Annotated in this window: 17 protein-coding genes and 1 pseudogene; 7 read left to right on the forward strand and 11 right to left on the reverse strand. The window is 64.6% G+C overall.

What is annotated here, in order from left to right; translation table 11 throughout:
- Positions 1-122 precede the first annotated feature (122 nt).
- Positions 123-1352 carry a lytic murein transglycosylase gene (locus DCG74_RS23285; protein WP_172789162.1) on the reverse strand — a complete coding sequence of 410 codons (1230 nt, stop codon included), beginning with the start codon at positions 1350-1352 and terminating at the stop codon, positions 123-125.
- A gap of 204 nt (positions 1353-1556) precedes the next feature.
- Here DCG74_RS23285 and DCG74_RS23290 point away from each other — a divergent pair, with 204 nt between their 5' ends.
- Complete coding sequence (locus DCG74_RS23290) at positions 1557-1808, forward strand: hypothetical protein (RefSeq protein ID WP_172789163.1); 252 nt, start codon at positions 1557-1559, stop codon at positions 1806-1808.
- A gap of 33 nt (positions 1809-1841) precedes the next feature.
- Here DCG74_RS23290 and DCG74_RS23295 read toward each other — a convergent pair whose 3' ends face one another.
- Entirely contained in the window at positions 1842-2363 is a 522-nt protein-coding gene (locus DCG74_RS23295) for a MarR family winged helix-turn-helix transcriptional regulator (RefSeq protein ID WP_172789164.1), read from the reverse strand.
- 54 nt (positions 2364-2417) lie between these two features.
- Between DCG74_RS23295 and DCG74_RS23300 the strand changes: the two genes are divergently transcribed.
- Together DCG74_RS23300 and DCG74_RS23305 are read left to right on the forward strand one after the other, a co-directional pair.
- A complete protein-coding gene (locus tag DCG74_RS23300; protein WP_172789165.1) occupies positions 2418-2897 on the forward strand; it encodes a carboxymuconolactone decarboxylase family protein in 480 nt (159 codons plus the stop codon).
- Positions 2898-2918: 21 nt separating this feature from the next.
- A complete protein-coding gene (locus tag DCG74_RS23305) occupies positions 2919-3422 on the forward strand; it encodes a cupin domain-containing protein (protein ID WP_172789166.1) in 504 nt (167 codons plus the stop codon).
- Between the two features lie 29 nt (positions 3423-3451).
- Here the strand turns inward: DCG74_RS23305 and DCG74_RS23310 are convergent, their stop codons facing one another.
- The 3 genes from DCG74_RS23310 to efp form a co-directional block, all read right to left on the reverse strand.
- Positions 3452-4438: a DUF808 domain-containing protein gene (locus tag DCG74_RS23310; RefSeq protein ID WP_172789167.1), complete on the reverse strand. Its 987-nt coding sequence runs from the start codon at positions 4436-4438 to the stop codon at positions 3452-3454.
- Positions 4439-4512: 74 nt separating this feature from the next.
- Positions 4513-6114 (reverse strand): DUF4397 domain-containing protein, encoded by a 1602-nt coding sequence (locus tag DCG74_RS23315; protein ID WP_172789168.1) that lies wholly within the window; start codon positions 6112-6114, stop codon positions 4513-4515.
- A 45-nt stretch (positions 6115-6159) separates the two neighbouring features.
- Positions 6160-6726 (reverse strand): elongation factor P, encoded by a 567-nt coding sequence (gene efp / locus DCG74_RS23320; RefSeq protein ID WP_172789169.1) that lies wholly within the window; start codon positions 6724-6726, stop codon positions 6160-6162.
- A 162-nt stretch (positions 6727-6888) separates the two neighbouring features.
- On the opposite strand from efp, the gene epmA reads away from it, so the two are divergent.
- The 3 genes from epmA to DCG74_RS23335 are packed head-to-tail and all read left to right on the forward strand — an operon-like array spanning position 6889 to position 9331.
- Positions 6889-7941: an EF-P lysine aminoacylase EpmA gene (gene epmA / locus DCG74_RS23325; protein WP_172789170.1), complete on the forward strand. Its 1053-nt coding sequence runs from the start codon at positions 6889-6891 to the stop codon at positions 7939-7941.
- Positions 7938-9032 (forward strand): lysine-2,3-aminomutase-like protein, encoded by a 1095-nt coding sequence (locus DCG74_RS23330; protein WP_172789171.1) that lies wholly within the window; start codon positions 7938-7940, stop codon positions 9030-9032. The genes epmA and DCG74_RS23330 overlap by 4 nt, the downstream gene beginning before the upstream one ends.
- 44 nt (positions 9033-9076) lie before the next feature.
- Positions 9077-9331 carry a hypothetical protein gene (locus DCG74_RS23335; protein WP_172789172.1) on the forward strand — a complete coding sequence of 85 codons (255 nt, stop codon included), beginning with the start codon at positions 9077-9079 and terminating at the stop codon, positions 9329-9331.
- Between the two features lie 60 nt (positions 9332-9391).
- Here DCG74_RS23335 and DCG74_RS23340 read toward each other — a convergent pair whose 3' ends face one another.
- The 6 genes from DCG74_RS23340 to DCG74_RS23365 all read right to left on the reverse strand — a co-directional run bounded on the left by DCG74_RS23340 (position 9392) and on the right by DCG74_RS23365 (position 14818).
- Complete coding sequence (locus DCG74_RS23340; protein WP_172789173.1) at positions 9392-10477, reverse strand: 3-deoxy-7-phosphoheptulonate synthase; 1086 nt, start codon at positions 10475-10477, stop codon at positions 9392-9394.
- Positions 10478-10712: 235 nt separating this feature from the next.
- Positions 10713-11291, reverse strand: coding sequence for an HdeD family acid-resistance protein (locus tag DCG74_RS23345; RefSeq protein ID WP_172789174.1), 579 nt, complete (start codon positions 11289-11291; stop codon positions 10713-10715).
- Between the two features lie 68 nt (positions 11292-11359).
- Positions 11360-12400 carry a PrsW family glutamic-type intramembrane protease gene (locus tag DCG74_RS23350; protein WP_172789175.1) on the reverse strand — a complete coding sequence of 347 codons (1041 nt, stop codon included), beginning with the start codon at positions 12398-12400 and terminating at the stop codon, positions 11360-11362.
- 501 nt (positions 12401-12901) lie between these two features.
- Complete coding sequence (locus tag DCG74_RS23355; RefSeq protein WP_172789176.1) at positions 12902-13174, reverse strand: hypothetical protein; 273 nt, start codon at positions 13172-13174, stop codon at positions 12902-12904.
- Between the two features lie 104 nt (positions 13175-13278).
- Positions 13279-13905 carry a PilZ domain-containing protein gene (locus DCG74_RS23360; protein WP_172789177.1) on the reverse strand — a complete coding sequence of 209 codons (627 nt, stop codon included), beginning with the start codon at positions 13903-13905 and terminating at the stop codon, positions 13279-13281.
- A gap of 217 nt (positions 13906-14122) precedes the next feature.
- Positions 14123-14818 carry a hypothetical protein gene (locus tag DCG74_RS23365; RefSeq protein ID WP_246709030.1) on the reverse strand — a complete coding sequence of 232 codons (696 nt, stop codon included), beginning with the start codon at positions 14816-14818 and terminating at the stop codon, positions 14123-14125.
- A 306-nt stretch (positions 14819-15124) separates the two neighbouring features.
- On the opposite strand from DCG74_RS23365, the pseudogene DCG74_RS38855 reads away from it, so the two are divergent.
- Positions 15125-16563, forward strand: a pseudogene (locus tag DCG74_RS38855) (glycosyltransferase).
- Positions 16564-16591: the final 28 nt, after the last annotated feature.

The raw sequence follows: 16591 nt of genomic DNA on the forward strand, positions 1-16591 counted from the left end.
CCAGCCACGGTGTCATTCCGGGGCGCGCCACTTGGCGCGAACCCGGAATCCATTTTTCCGCGCGCTTGCTGCCCGATGGATTCCGGGCTCGCGCTTCGCGCGCCCCGGAATGACGAGCGCGACTATCCACCCTGCCGCAGCTTGGCCAGCACCTTCAGCCCGCCATAGCCGTCCGCTGGCGTGATGCCGGCGCGCTGCTGGAAATCCTTGACCGCCTTCATGGTGTCGTTGCCGACGCGGCCGTCGGTGCCGCCGGTGTCGAAGCCGGCCTTGGTGAGGCGCGTTTGCATCTCCTGCACCTCGGCGAGCGTCAATGCACGCTCGGAGCCCGGGAAAGGCTGGATGAAGGGCGGAGCTCCCAGGCAGCGATCCCCGAGATGGCAGATCGCCAGCGCGTAGTTCATGGAAGGGTTATAGCTCTTCACCGAATAGAAGTTCGGTCCGAGCAGGAAGGTCGGCCCGCCCGCAACCGGCGTCCACATCTGTGCGGATGCGTTGGGCTGCGGAAACGGTTGGCCGTCGGCGCGGCTGACGCCGGCCGCCTGCCAGGCTGCATAGGTACGGCTGCCGCTCATGTTGCCGGACGCGCGCACCTCGTAGCCCCAATGCTCGCCGCGATGCCACTTGCCGCGATTGACAAGGTATTTTGCAGTCGAGCCCAGCGCGTCGTCGGGCTTGCCGAACGGCGAGACCTTGCCGTCGCCGTCATAGTCGATGCCGACATTGAGCCAGACTTCCGGCATCCATTGCGAATGCCCCATCGCGCCGGCCCAGGAGCCCCGCATTTCCTCAGGCGTGCTCCAACCCTTGTCGACGATGCGCAGTGCGTTGATCAGCTCGGTCTCCCAATAGGCCTTGCGGCGCGGCTCGTTCCAGGCGAGCGCGGCGAGCGAGGGAAACACCGGCCTCATATGGTTCTGCTGCACCAGGGGATCGCCATAGGCGGACTCGACGCCCCACAGCGCCAGCAGCGTGCCGCGCTCGACCCCGAAATCGCGCTCGACGCGGGCGAGCAGCGCCTCGTTGTTCTTCAGCGCGATCTTGCCGTTGATGATGCGCCAGTCCGAGACGCGGCGGTTGATGTACTGCCAGACCTGCTCGTGGAATTCGGGCTGGTTGCGCATCTGCGCGAACACGCTCATGTCCGGCTCGACCCTTCCCATCGCGCGCTGCCATGTCGCGGCGGAAATACCTTTTGCCGTCGCGCGTGCGCGAAAGCTCTCACGCCATTCGTCGAAGCCGGGGGGCGCGGCGAGAGCGCGGCTGGGCAGCGCGAGCAAAGCGGCTACACCAAGCGTCGACTGGAGCAGGGCGCGGCGGGTGTGACGGGGCGAGGAATCAGCGTGCTTCATGGGCACATTCTAGCCGGAAACATGGCCCGTGTGAGTCGGTTCCAGGAACGGCAATGTGCGTGGATCGTGCCTGAGCGCATCGTCTGTTCCCACCGGAACAAGTGTCGCTCTTCCCGCATTCCCTCCTCGTCCGGAAGGAGGAGAAGATTCGGCCGTGGGCCGGGCCTGCCTTCCGTACGTCTGTTCATCGAAAAACGGGGTGGAATGAAGATACGCACGCATGCGGAAAGCCATGTCGTCGAGCTCGACGACGGATCGCAATGGAAGATCTTTCCCGGCGACCTCGCGACGACGCTGAGCTGGAAGCCCGAAACCGATTTGCGTCTCGAGCCGAGCGGTGAGCGAGTGAATTCGCACGTGCTGGTCAATACCGCGGACCAGACCCGCGTGCGGGTGATCGCGGCGGACGAGACCTGGCCCGACGGCGCAGTCAAGAACGCCTTGAAAGGCGGGTAGAACTGCGGCCGCGACAGCTGCGATGCCGGTCGCCTAGTCCTCCTGCAGGTCAGCCGCAATTCCGGCAAGCCAGCGCCGGATCGTGGTTTCCGCCTTTGAATCCAGATTTCGAGCGAGGCGCTTCTCCAATTCGAGCACACGCTGCCGGCACGTCTTCAAAAGTGTCGCGCCGCGCGGCGTCAGCGTCCATTGCTGGATGCGGCCGTGGACGGGATGAGGCGTCATGACAATGGCACCGTCGCGTTCGAGGTTGCGAATGATGACGCCGACGGTCTGGGGCGTCAGGAAGGTGAGGCGGGCGACATCGGCCCCCGACAAGCCCGGATAGGCGTTCAGCATCGTCAGCACCGCGAATTGCGGCGACGTCACGCCGAGATCGGCCAGGGTGCGCTCCATCGTCAGACGAACCGCGGCGTGGGCCTGGCGCAGCAGATAGCCGAGGTAGCCCTGCTCGCCGCGCTTGCCTTCGCCCGGCGCGGGAACATGCACGGCGCCGTGTTCAACTGCCTTTCGTCCCGATTGCGATCTCGTGACGTCATTGGTCTTGCGTGGCATATAAGAGCTCTTATAAGATATCCGAGCTCTTATAATAGGCCGAGGTGAATGGCAATGTCACACGCCCGCAGCGAATATGAAGATTTCAAGCGGATCGCGCCCGATGCGTATGATCTGGTGCTGGCGCTGGGCCAGCTTGCGGCCAAGGCCGGCCTCGACAAGCAACTGCTCGAACTGGTCAAGCTGCGCGCCTCGCAAATCAACGGCTGCGCCTTCTGCGTGCAGCACCACGTCCTGCTGTCGGAACGGATCGGCGTTCCCGTCGACAAGCTCCATCTGGTCGCGGTCTGGCGCGAGGCGCCGATCTTTTCGCCGCGCGAGCGGGCTGCGCTCGCCTGGGCCGAGGCGCTGACCTGTCTGCCCGACGGCGTCGGCGACGAGGTCTATGCGGAAGCGTCCGGCGAATTCTCCGAGACTGAATTGACGTACCTGACCTCGGCCGTCGCCTCGATCAACGTCTGGAACCGCTTCGGCGCGGCGTTTCGCTGGACGCCTGCAAAGCGGCCGGTCGCAACGGCCGCCGCTGCGTCCTGACGGAGGCAAGGGGAGATCACGATGACAGCCATGAGCTTTTCTGCCGTGCAGTGGCCGGCGCCGTCGCGTTCGACGACGCTCGCCGTCGTCGCAGGGGTCGCCTGCGCGCTCGCGATCGGCAAGACGCTGCCGGTGACGATGGACACCGTCGCAGGCGTACTGACCCCGCTCTGCGCCACGGCCGCGGAGGGCTCGCCGCTCGACAAGGTCGAGCCGATCGGCTCCTACGCGCTGCCGAACGTCCCGGGCAAGCGCGTCACCATCGTGCGCGTATCCTATGGTCCGGGCGGGTTTTCGCGGCCGCATCGCCACGCGGGATCCGTTACCGCCTACATCACCAAGGGCGAGATCCGCTCGCAACTCGGCGGCGGCCCGGTCGAGACGTTCGGCGTCGGCCAGTCCTTCTTCGAACCACCGGGCTCGACGCACCTGGTCTCGGCCAATGCCAGTATGACGGAGCCGGCGGAGTTGATTGCGGTGTTCGTGGCCGATGAAGGCGCGCAGCTGACGACTTTCCTGGAGTAGCCTACACGGGGCATTCGCGACACCCGTGCTCAGGCCGATCGCGATCGCCTCAGCCGTTTCCATGCCGGTGCGAGTCCGTATTCGACGACCGGAATGGCAACCGCGCCGATGAGCAGTCCAAGCGCGCCCGAGATGGCTGCCTCGACCGACCATTCGACGATGCCGGCAACGGATGGAAGGAGATGTGCGGCAGCCTCGGTTGCGGCATGGACCGTGTCACCAATTGCGGGCGGGCCGTACTTTTCGATGCCATGCAGGATGATGCCGCCGCCGACCCAGATCATGGCGGCGGTGCCGATCGCGCTCAGCACCGCCAGGAAGGCGGGCATGCCGCGGACGAGCGCGCGTCCAAGCAAGCGGATCGCGCGGCCAACGAGTGAAGTGCCGCCGTAGCGCGCAAGGGCGATGCCGACATCGTCCGCCTTCACGATCAAGGCGACCACGCCATAGACCCCAACGGTGATGAAGACGCCGACCAGCGCCAGCACCAGCGCCTGCGTCCAGATGCTGCCCGCAGGGATAGCCGCCAGCGTGATCGCCATGATCTCAGCCGACAGGATGAAGTCCGTCTTGATGGCGCTTGCGACCTTCTCGTCCTCGACCGACCGCGTATTCAACGCAATCGGCTGCAGCTGAGCTTCGTGCTGGTGCGCATGATGCGGCAGCACGGCTTCGAGCACCTTTTCGGCGCCCTCATAGCAGAGAAAGGCGCCGCCCAGCATCAGCAGCGGCGTGACCGCGGCGGGAAGGAAATAGCCAAGCAACAGGGCAACGGGCAGCAGAATCAGCAGCTTGTTGCGCAGCGATCCGATCGCGATCTTCCCGACGATCGGCAGTTCGCGCTTCGATGCAAAACCGATGACGTAGTTCGGCGTGACCGCCGCATCATCGATGACCACGCCGGCCGCCTTTGTGCCCGCCTTGGCAGCCTGGGCCGCGACATCGTCGAGCGAGGCTGCAGCCACCTTTGCGATCCCCGCGATGTCGTCGAGAAGACCGATCAGTCCGACACTCATCAACCTGTCCTTCTTCGTTCGAGCCGGCGAGATGCGCGACCAGATGCACGCTCCGGCAACGAACGAGTACGCTCTCAGTTCTCCTCGCCGCCCGCCCCCTCGCGCAAGTCGGGCTTGAGCACGTCCTGCGGCAGCGCATGGGCCACCGGTTGCGACGTGATTGCGATCTCCGGGCCGATCTCGCGGCCGCGCGCGCGGATCAGCCGCTCATAGGCCGATACCAACGTGACGTAGGGATTGACCCAGATCCAGCCGTCGCGGGTGAATACCTGGACGTCGAAATGCAGGTGCAGCGACGTTCCGGCGGGACGGTCGAGATAGTTCGAGACCACGCCGATCTTCTCGCCTTCGCTGACGAGGCGGCCGTTGACGAGGCCGTCGGCGTTCATCGCGTGCGGATTCATGTGCATGTAGCGGAAACGGATGTGCTCGGTGCGGCTATTGACCTGAAGCGTCGCCGCCTGGTCCTTGGCACCGCGGATGACGATTGCATCACGCACGGCGACGACGCCGCGCTGCTTGGGATCGCAGGGCTCGCGGCCTTCGCCGGGCGGCGGACAGCCGGCGGCGCGGATGTCCTCGCCCTGATGGCCGTAGCCTCCGCCGCATTGCCACACTTCGAAACTGCGCGACTCGCAGAAATTGTCGCGCCAGGGAAAGGCGGTCGGGCCTTCGCTCTTGTCACGTTTGCCGTAGGATTGCGAGCGCACGAAGGCGGGCGCCTTCTCCAGCGGAAAGCGGATCTGGGCGTAGGCCATAGCGTCGGGATGGCCGCCCTGTTTGCGGTAGCCGGTGTTCGGGATGATGTCGCCGCTCGGCCGGTAGCTGAAATCCGGTGAACGCACCGCGGGGCGATCGATGATGTTGGACGCAACGTCCGTCAGTGGCCGCATGCGCTGGCCGCCAGCGATGCGCAGCGCTTTCAGGAAACGCTCGGCGACCGGATAGGCCTCCTTGCAGGCGAGCCGCCGCGGCCTCGCGACGCTGTCGAGGCACTGGATCGAGACCACATAGGCGGCGCCGAAGCGGGTGAAGGCGTAGCGCACATAGCCTTCCCGGATGAACCTGCGCAGATCCGGGTAGGCTGCTGCGAGCGGCTTGACTGGCTCGCCCTTGCCCCCGGCGGGATCGGCGATGTCGTAGACGAGCGCCGAGCCCGTGATCTGCACCTCGACAGGCCTTGCGTACACCCGGCTTGGCATGCCCTCACCGGCGCCTGGATCGAGCGAGAAGGTCGCGCTGTAGCCGGCAGGCCCGGCATCGAACATGTCGACAGGATTGAAATCGGCCTGGTAGCGCGACAGCGCGAGCGTAGCCGGCGCGCCGCTGCGCTGCGCATCGAGATACGCGGCGGCGTCGAACGGCAGCAGCACGGGGACGGGACTTCGGGTAATGCCGGTGAAGAAGCGCGAGGAGATCGCGTTGAGCTGCACCAGTGCGGGCATCGCGCGCGGGTCGTAGCGCGGCACTGTACGGCGGGGTACGAAGATGAAGTCGCCCGCAATCTGGGGACGGCTGTTGATCTCGCTGCGAAGCTGGTCGAGCGCCGCGCGCCAGTCGACGCGCAGGGCCGTCAGCGAGGGGCTGCGGAATTCATCCGCAGCGAGGGGAGTGGCAAGGAGGAGCGAAAGCAGCGCCAGATGCAGCGAGACGAAGCGGAAACCCTTCCCAACCACTGCCTCGCCCCCCGGCGGTACCTGTTGCGATCGCTCGGTTCCCCGTCAGTCCTTGGCGCGCTCGGAGTAGGAGCCGTCTTCGGTCATCACCACGATACGGGTGCCGACCGAGATGTGCGGCGGCACGGTGGTGCGCACGCCGTTGGAGAGCACCGCCGGCTTGTAGGACGAGGAGGCGGTCTGCCCCTTGGTCACGGGCTCGGTTTCGACCACTTCGAGCGTCACGCGCTGCGGCAGCGCCATCGACACCACATTGACGTCGTGGGTCGACAGCTTGACGGTCATGTCTGGCTGAAGATAGGCGGCGGCGTCGCCGACGACGTCCTTGGAAACCTGGACCTGGTCGTAGGTCTCCGGGTTCATGAAATGGTAGCCGTCGCCATCCTCATAGAGGTAGGTGTAGTTACGCTCTTCGATCGTGGCCTTTTCGACCTGGTCGGTGGTCTTGTAGCGTTCCGAGATCTTTACCCCGTCCGAGATTCGGCGCATTTCGATCTGGCTGACCGGGGTGCCCTTGCCGGGATGGATGTTCTCGGCGCTCACGACGACGTAGAGCTTGCCGTCTTGCTCGATCACGTTGCCCTTGCGAATAGAACTGGCGATGACTCTCAAAGCTGTATTTCCTGCTTGCTTGGCCCGGCACCAGCCAGGACGTGGTCGAATTGATGGGGGACTTGGGGCCTCAAATCGGACCTCGGCGCCCGTTTCGGGCCGCAACATACTGATTTTGCCGTTGGATGCCAGCACTTTGCTGCCGGCCGGGGCGGTCGGTTGATGGCTGGGGACAAGCCGATGTCGCCGTTTTGGTCGCCCTCGCGGCACCTCGACCGGCGGCCGTTCCTCCAGGCCAGGGCCGCCGTGACCGGAGCTTTGCGGGGGTTTTTCGCCGAACAAGGGTTTGTGGAGGTCGAAACCTCCGTTCTCCAGGTCTCTCCGGGCAACGAGACCCATCTGCACGCCCCCCGGACCGAGATCATGCGGCCGGACGGCAGCCGGGCCAGCCGATACCTGCGGACCTCGCCTGAATTCGCCTGCAAGAAGCTGCTGGCGGCGGGCGAGACGCGGATTTTCGAGTTCGCACGGGTGTTCCGGGACCGCGAGCGCGGCGACCTGCATCTGCCGGAGTTCACCATGCTGGAATGGTACCGGGCAGGCGCCCCCTATGATGCCATCATGGCTGATTGCGTCGTGGTGATCGCCCGTGCGGCGCAGGCGACCGGGATCGGGACCTTCTTCTTCCGCGGCCGGACCGCCGATCCCTTCGCCGAGCCGGAGCTGCTGACCGTCGCGGGCGCCTTCGAGCACTTTGCCGGCATCGACCTGCTGTCGACAATTTCGGGCGGCGAGGGTAACCGTGCGGCGCTCGCCGCGGCGGCAGCCGGAAAGGTCCGTGTCGCCGAGGACGACACCTGGTCGGACATCTTCAGCAAGGTCCTGGTCGAGCATGTCGAGCCGCAGCTGGGGCAGGGGCGTTTGACCATCCTGTTCGAATACCCATCTCCAGAGGCGGCGCTGGCGCGGGTGAAGACGGTCGATCCGAGGGTCGCCGAACGTTTCGAGGTCTATGCCTGCGGCGTCGAGCTCGCCAACGGCTTTGGAGAGCTGACCGATGCCGAGGAGCAGCGCAAACGCTTCACGGAATCGATGACGGAGAAGCAGCGCCGCTACGGCGAAGCCTATCCGCTCGACGAGGATTTTCTGACGGCGGTTGCCGCAATGCCGGAGGCAAGTGGTGTCGCGCTCGGCTTCGATCGGCTGGTGATGCTGGCGAGCGGCGCGACACGAATTGATCAGGTGGTGTGGACACCCCCAGCGGATGAGAGATGACAAAGACCAATCTTGCACGCACTCTGCGCGAGCCTGCCGAGCTGGTGGCCGAGGGGCTGGCGCCTGCATCGGCGCTGCCGGCGCTCGAACGCGTCGCCGCGCGCTATGCCGTGGCGATCACGCCTGATCTGGCCGGATTGATCGACCCGACGGATCCCGACGATCCCATCGCGCGGCAGTTCGTTCCGACCTCGGCCGAGCTCGAGGCGCAGCCGGGCGAGAATGCCGATCCGATCGGCGATCACCCGTATTCGCCGGTCGCCGGAATTGTGCACCGCTATCCCGACCGCGTGCTGTTCAAGCTCGTTCATGTCTGCGCGGTCTACTGCCGCTTCTGCTTCCGCCGCGAGATGGTCGGCCCCGGCAAGGACAATGCGTTGTCGGAGAGTGCCTATCGAACCGCGATCGACTACATCCGGACGCAGGGCGAGATTTGGGAAGTGATCCTGACCGGCGGCGATCCCCTGATGCTGTCGCCCCGGCGAATGAGCGAGATCATGGCCGATCTTGCGGCCATCGATCACGTCAAGATCATCCGTCTTCATACCCGCGTTCCCGTGGCCGAACCCGCACGCGTCAGCGCTGAGATGGTTGCGGCCCTGAAGGTCGCGGGCGCGGCCACCTGGGTCGCGGTACACGCCAACCACGCGCGGGAACTGACGGGTCCCGCGCGCGCCGCCTGTGCGCGGCTCGTCGATGCTGGTATACCGCTTGTGAGCCAGTCCGTGCTGTTGCGCGGCGTCAACGACGACATCGCCGCGCTGTCGGATTTGATGAGAGCTTTCGTCGAATGCCGGATCAAGCCCTATTACCTGCATCACGGCGATCTCGCGCCGGGCACCGCGCATCTGCGAACGACGCTGGCGCAAGGCCAGGACTTGATGCGGCAGTTGCGCGGACGGGTGTCAGGCCTGTGTCAACCGGACTATGTCATCGACATTCCCGGCGGCGCCGGCAAGTCGCCGGTAGGGCCGAATTACGTGTTGGCGGTGCAAAATACCGCGGACGAGGCGCGTGAAGCGGAATCGGAAACGCGCTATCGTATCGTCGACTATTGCGGCGACGTTCATCTCTATCCGCCCGAGACATGAGGGGCGATGGCATGGACGCTTGATTTGAGAATGGAGAAACGGACATGAAGAAGATCATGCTGGCAACATCGCTCGTGGTCTTGCTTGGCGGCGCGGCTGTTGCGCAGACCGGCGGCTCCAAGGGATCGACATCAAGCGGCGCATCGTCCGGATCGGTGTTGCCGGCGCCGGTCGGTCATCGCCAGCCGCGTGCCGGGGATGTGCCTAGCGAGAAGAATCTGAGCGATGCGAACGATCCGCTCAGCAAGGAAAACCAGGCGCTCGACAAGAAGATCAAAAGCATCTGCCGCGGCTGCTGAGACTTTCACCTCTCCCCGTCGGGGAGAGGTGAGGAACGAGCCATCTAACCCAGTGATCCGTCAGGCTGACCTCTCGTGCAGTCCCGCGCGCTGGGTGTTGCGGCGGATCTCGACGGCGTCGGCGAGCTGCTCGAGCGTCTTTGACGTCGTTGCCCAGTCGATGCAACCGTCAGTGATGCTCTGCCCATAGGTGAGCGGCTTGCCCGGCACGACATCCTGGCGGCCGGCGACGAGATTGCTCTCGATCATCACGCCCATGACGCGGCTCTCGCCGCCCGAGATCTGGCGGGCGATATCGGCCATCACCAGCGGCTGGTTCTCCGGCTTCTTGCTCGAATTGGCATGGCTGGCATCGACCATCACCAGCGGGGCAACGCCGGATTTGGTCAATTCATTGCAGGCGGCTGCAACACTTGCCGCGTCGTAGTTCGGCTCAGCTCCGCCGCGCAGGATGATGTGGCAGTCCTCGTTGCCGGCGGTCGAGGCGATCGCCGAGCGGCCGAGCTTCGTGACGGCCATGAAATGATGGGGATGCGAGGCTGATTTCACCGCGTCGGCCGCGATCCGCACATTGCCGTCGGTGCCGTTCTTGAAGCCGACCGGGCAGGACAGCCCCGATGCCAGCTCGCGATGGATCTGGCTCTCGGTCGTGCGCGCGCCGATCGCAGCCCAGGAGACGAGGTCGGCGATGTATTGCGGCGTGGTCATGTCCAGGAACTCGGTGCCGGCGGGCAGGCCGAGATTGTTCACGGCCGCGAGCACGTTACGCGCGAGCCGCAGGCCCTTGTTGATGTCGAAGCTGCCGTCGAGGTCGGGATCGTTGATCAGGCCCTTCCAGCCGACCGTCGTGCGCGGCTTCTCGAAATAGACCCGCATCACGATCTCGAGCTGATCGGCGAGATCCTCGCGCAGTCTTGCCAGGCGCTCGGCGTAGTCGAGCGCGGCCTTGGGATCATGCACTGAGCATGGGCCGACGACGACCAATAGGCGGTCGTCCTGATTGCTCAGGATGGCGTGGATGGCGTTGCGCGCGGCCATCACCACACGCGTTGCGGTGAGCGTACGGGGGACTTCCCGCATCACCTCTTCAGGCGTGCTCAGCTCTTTCAGTTCGCGGATACGAAGATCGTCGGTCGTGCTCAGCACGGCGGGCTCCTGTCTGTTCTAGAACCTGCCGGCCAATAAAAAAGCCGCCAGGTCTGGCGGCTGTTCGGACGTTTGCTGCAATGTTTTAGATTGAGCGCGATCCTCCCGCCGCCAGCGAGCTGTCGTAGCTAAAGTACCAAAAATAGCTGGTGGCGACGGTGATCATGGGAAGGCCATATAGCGTGCCGCTGGCGCCTTGTCACCCCCCGCGACGGCACAAGACGCAACGCGCGTCTCAGGTGTTGCTTTTGCGTGCCGCCAGCGCCATGCCGATCAGGGTGGCGCCGCCGAACAGCAGGTTGATACCGACGAGGACGCCGATCGCCCATTCCGCCGAGCTCGGCAGTCCCGTGATCACCATGAACGAGATCGCGATGTCGACGAGGCCCGAGATCAGGAGCCACGACCAGCGGCCGCTGAGCTCGCGGCGGTGCTCCAGCGCGTACATGATGGTGGCGACGCCCTCGGCGAGGAAATAGGCGCCGAGCACGATGGTCAGCGTCAGCACGGCCTGCATCGGCCGGGCCAACAGCAGCATGCCGGTGAGCACGGCCAGCGCAGCCGAGATCAGCGACCACCAGAAACCCGGCGTGCTGCGCGCCCAATAGGTCGCGATCAGTCCGCCGATGCCGCCGATCAGGAACATCCAGCCGAGGAAGATCGCGGTCGCAAGACTGGCGAGCGGCGGCAGGACAAGCGCGGCAATGCCGAGGACGGCAAGCAGGATGCCTTCGAACAGAAAAGCCTTCCAATGCGTCTTGACCGCCTGGTTCATCTCGGATTGGAGGCGAGCAAATTCCTCGGGCGATGTCATCGTCGGGCTCCGGAACGAGAGGATTACCCCAATCTAGTAGGCCGATGGCGCGTTCGCCATGCGGTGGATCAACTGCTGCCGGGCGCCGAGGAGAAGCCCTCCGCGCTGGTGCGGATGCGGTTGCGGCCGAGAATGTAGATCGCCGATGTGACAATCAGAAGCGCAAGGCCGAGCAGGATCGAGACGAAACCGATCGGGATCAGCGCCAGCGTCAGGTTACGCTCGGGGTTGATCAGCCAGTGATGGATCGAGGTCAGGACGAAGGCGAGCCCGACAAAGCCGATGCCACCGCCGGCGAGCAGCAGCGCCCACATCCGGCGCAGCTGGCTGAGCCGCTCGCGTGCGACATCGGTCCGCGGCGCATGGTGGCGAGCGACGCGCCGGACCAGGCGGATGGCAAAGGCGATCGAGCCGAAGCCGATCAACAGGCTCGCCGCGCCCAGCCACATGCGCAAGCTGGGATCGAGATCGGGCATGCGCTGGAGCGTCAGCAGCGGGAAGTCGAAGGCCGAATGCAGCGCGAGCGGGCCGGCGAAGATCAACAGCCGGCTGGACAGACGGGCCCAATCGCGATGATGGCGGTTCGCGCCCAGCGCCGTGCCGGCGCGCGCGATGGTCAGGTAGGCGCCCGCGATGATGCCGAGCGCACCGTGGAAGGGCACGGTCAGGACGCTGCGCAGCGCGGCTAGCGAGCGCCACATGTCGGCGTGCTGGACCAGGTAGGCGAGGTTCTCGTAGGCGGCGAAGCCGAGGCCGACCGCGGCTCCGTAGACCACGGTGTCCATCGGATTGGCAAAGGTCCGCCGCTTGGTGGAAGAGACCAGCACGATGGCGACCACCTTGACGGCCTCCTCGGGCAGCGCGACGCCGAAGATCGAATGCATGGCCAGCGCCGCCCAGGGGTCGTCCGGGGCGGCGACCATCTTGGCGAAGGGGGCGCGCGCGAGACCCAGGAGTGAAATGCTGGCCGCCCCCAGCAGGAATGCGGTCCAGACCTGGGCCGGCGGGCCGGGCCGCTCTTCGGCGGCGATGACGAGCCAGAGCATCAGCAGCGCCGGGGCGATGGCGGCAGTTCCAATGACGGTGGGGAGCGCTTCGATCAGGTACATTGGCGCCGAAAATAGGTTCCCTTGATCCGCTTATCTACGTTCACCGATGCGACCATGTGTCATGCGCCTGCTGTCGGGTCGCTTAACACGCGCGACAGCTGCCGTTCATGCGCTCCTCTCCCGTTACGAGGTGGAATACAAGCGCAATCAATTGCATGACAAAAGATGCTCGTCATCCATGGCAACGAGTGCGCGGCGGGCGCGGGATTGAGATTTGCAAGCCAGATCAAGGCAATGCGTTGGTTTCTTCGATTCCCGGCGCACATGGCCCGGCGGCGGCCGGTCCTAGTCTCGCTTCGCTATGTGCCCGTGGCGCGGGGCGTCGATCCGGCGTGCGCGCAACCGCTCCAGCTCCCAGAACGCGCGGACGAGGCACGTGCCGAGGCAGAGGACGATGAGCAGCAACATAAAGGCCTGATCGACGGCAGGGATGTGTATCATGGCGATGATAAAGCAACGCCCATGCCAGGCGTTCCCGCGACGGTCCGCGCTTTTTCCAGCTCAGTGCGTGGTGATCGCAGGCGGCGCGTCGGGTGCGACGTCGAAGGCGCCGAGATGGAATTCCTCGCCGGCGGAGTCGGGCGATTCGGAACTCTGCGCCAGCAGCGTGAACGCGGCCTGCGGGTATCGCTTCCAGATCTCGAGATCGCCGGCGGTGATGGTGAGCCAGCCGAACGTGTACATGTAGCGTCCGGGCTCGGTGACCCGGCCGACCCTGTCCCAGGTGATCTTACCAACCTTGATCTTTTCAGCCGTGATCTTGTCGACTGCCATTCGGTCCCCCGATCGCAAGTCTGCAAAATGACGTCCGGCCCGAGGCACAGACCTGCAAAAGCTGATCCGGCATTGGGGCCGCTATAGGGCGGCGTGGCGGAGGGTCAGGCCGACTTCAGCAAGGGCGCGCGCACGATCAGGCGGCCGAGGTCGTCCCGGTCCTGCTTTTCGGCGAATTTGACCGCAAAGCCGTGGTCGAACTTGCGGATCACCCGCCCGACGCAGCCGCCGACAGCAAGCGGGGTTCCGATCGCCGGATCGTATTCGGAGGACACCGCGACGCCGGCCGTCGAGACGTCGATGATGAAGCAGGAATGGCTGCTGCCGTCCGCGAGGGTCAGGACGGTGTGCGAGATCTGCGGAACGAAACGCGCGTCACGCCGCAGTTCCCGAACGCTGGCATCCTTCTGCTTCTTCTCCAGCCAGGTCAGCTTTTCCGACATCCAGGCGCGCCGCGCCCGCGTCATCTCGAGTTCCATCAGGAAGCCTGCCTTCAATGTCGCACTGATGGTGCCCTGGAATTCGCCGAAATCCTGGAAGTAAGAGGTCAAGCGCTCGCCGACCTTGCCGACCACAGGCACGTCCACGATCATCCGGAAGGGTGAGACGCGCTTGGTCCGGCAGGCGAAACTGCGGAGCTTGCCCTCGCAATCGTACCAGCGGGGCAGCGAGTAGCTGCCGCTGACCGCAACATCCACTGCTCGCTGCCTCAGGAATTCTGCGACGGACATGAGCGCCAATCTGCTTTGGATGACTTCCGTACTTTCACGGTAACTGCGAAACTCTAAGCAAATGATACTGAAGCCCAAGAGCAGGGGTAAACTTTCAGTAAATGCGCGGCTCGGCGGCACAGTAGGGCGCGCGGCATAAAGCCCCGTTGTGCTACAGGCAATCGCACAGCGTTGTCCACTCAGGGTGCAGCGAAGACACGGCGCTCCGCGGCGGCCCCTAGAGGAGTCCGAACAGCACCAGAATAGTCAGCGCGGCAGCGGCCCCGGCGAACTGGATCGTCCTCCACGTCGGGGCGTCCGGACGGATCTCCCATCCCAAACGCGGCAATGCGCGCCGCAATGCGAGCGCCGTCAATGCCTCGACGACGGCGAGCAGAAGGGCAATGCCTGCCAGGGAAGGCCATGACTCGGTCGGAGGCATCCATGGTGCGAGCCACACGGGGACGGAGCCTTTCAAAGCGCCGAGCAACGCGAACCATCCGAACCAGAATACAGAGCGCTTGACGAGGTCTGGGCCGATTGTTTCGGGCTCGAGGCGGATACCGATGCTTGCCAGCGCGCGTTCAATGCGCTCGCCGTCGGTCAGGAACAGAAACGCGCCGAAATAGAGAGGAACGTGCGACTGGAAGAGCAGCCCGCCGACACCGAACAGGACGACGTAGGCGATGACATCGCTAACAGCGTCCTTGGCGCTGCTGCCAGACGGCACGGGTGCGGCCGGCGCAAAATCGGCCTGGGGCCGCGGCGCCGACCGGGCGCGCGCCATGTGCTCGAGCATTTTGGCGCGTCGCTCCGGCGAATATGGCGCGGTGCGGCGCATCCATGCCAGTGGCGTGGTCGTCGTGGAGGGGAGGCCGGACTGGCCTTCCAAGGTCGGCTTGCCCTGCTCCATGAGTCGAACCAGATCCTTCAATGCGCGGCGCCGCCGCGGCGGTGGTTTCCTTCAGACATTGGTTGCGGGTGAGGGCTGGGGAGTTCATGCCGGGTAACGGATTTTGCCGCTCATCGTCGCCGGCCGAGGACGAATGGATGGCGGCATATCCGGCGATCCACGTCGATGATCTTCCTGTTGATCTCGCTCTCCAGTTGCGCTTGAGTACGATTAGGTCTGGGGGACCATATTGATGTCTAATTTGGTGGCTGCGGCGTCCTGCGCCGCGGCGTTGAATTTTGCGGTCCGTTTCAGTTCGAGCAGGCTCAATGAAACCTGCGTCTTGCCATGGACATGACAGTCGTCTCCGACTGCCTGTCCCCGCGGAAGGCAGGAATTCTAGATCACGCCGACCGGATCGCCGCGGATCGCGTGGCGTGGCGCGAGAGGAACCGCTTTTTTCACGACGAGGATGAGCGCTATCTCCGGTTTCTGATCCCGCCGGGAAGCCGCGTCCTCGACATTGGTTGCGGCATCGGCGATACGCTCGCGAGTCTTGCGCCATCACATGGCGTCGGGGTCGATCTCTGTCGCAAGCAAATCACGATCGCGCGGCAGCGCCACCCCGATCTCACCTTCATCGAAGGCGATGCCGAAGACCCCGCGACGCTCGATGGGCTGCAAGGTCCGTTCGACTATATCCTCGTCCTCGATACGATCGGTTCGGTGGAGGATTGTCAGAGGTTCATCGCCCAGCTGCATCCGTTCTGTACGCGGAATACGCGCCTGGTGATCGGCTACTTCTCGCATCTCTGGTATCCCCTGCTGAAATTCGCCGAATTCGTCGGCCTGCGGATGCCGCAACCGGACCAGAACGTGCTGTCGCCGACCGACCTGCGCAGCCTTGCCAGGCTTGCGGATTTCGATCCGGTGAAGTGCTCTCTCCGGTCGGGATGTTCGGGGTCGGCCGTTTTCTCAATCGTTTCGTCAGCGTGCTCCCGGGGATCCGCCAACTGGCGCTTCGGCATTATCTGGTCGCTCGCTCCGGCCGCAGCGCGAGGGAAGAATTCGCTTCGGCCACCGTCGTCGTCCCGGCGCGCAACGAACGCGGCAATATCGAGCCTGCGGTCCTGCGAATTCCCGACTTCTGCAGCGACATCGAGATCATCTTCATCGAAGGTCACAGCCAGGACGGTACGTTCGAGGAGATGGAGCGGGTCAAGCAGGCGCATCCATCCAAGGACATCAAGGTGATGCGGCAGCCGGGCAAGGGCAAAGCCGACGCCGTCTTCACCGCCTTCGACGCGGCGCGCGGCGACGTGCTGATCATTCTCGACGCCGACCTGACGATGCCGCCGGAGCAGATTCCGAAATTCGTCGAGGCGCTGCAGGCGGGCAAGGGCGAATTCGTCAACGGATCGCGCCTGGTCTATCCCATGGACGATGGCGCGATGCGCTTCCTCAACCTGATCGCCAACAAGATCTTCTCCTATCTGTTCTCCTGGCTGCTCAATCAGCGCTATACCGACACGCTGTGCGGCACCAAGGTTCTGCGCCGCAGCGACTATCAGCGCCTGAAGGCCGGCAAGGCCTATTTCGGTGATTTCGATCCGTTCGGCGACTTCGACCTGATCTTCGGCGCATCGAAGCTCAACCTGAAGACCGTGGATCTCCCGATCCGCTATGCCGCGCGCACGTACGGCGAGACTCAGATCTCCAGGTTTCGCCATGGCTGGATGTTGCTGAAGATGGTGGCTTTCGCCTTCTTCAAAATCAAGGCGATCTAGGCCGCGGAAGCCACGGTTCGATATGTCA

It is taken from the genome of Bradyrhizobium sp. WBAH42, from assembly GCF_024585265.1.
GTDB lineage: Bacteria > Pseudomonadota > Alphaproteobacteria > Rhizobiales > Xanthobacteraceae > Bradyrhizobium.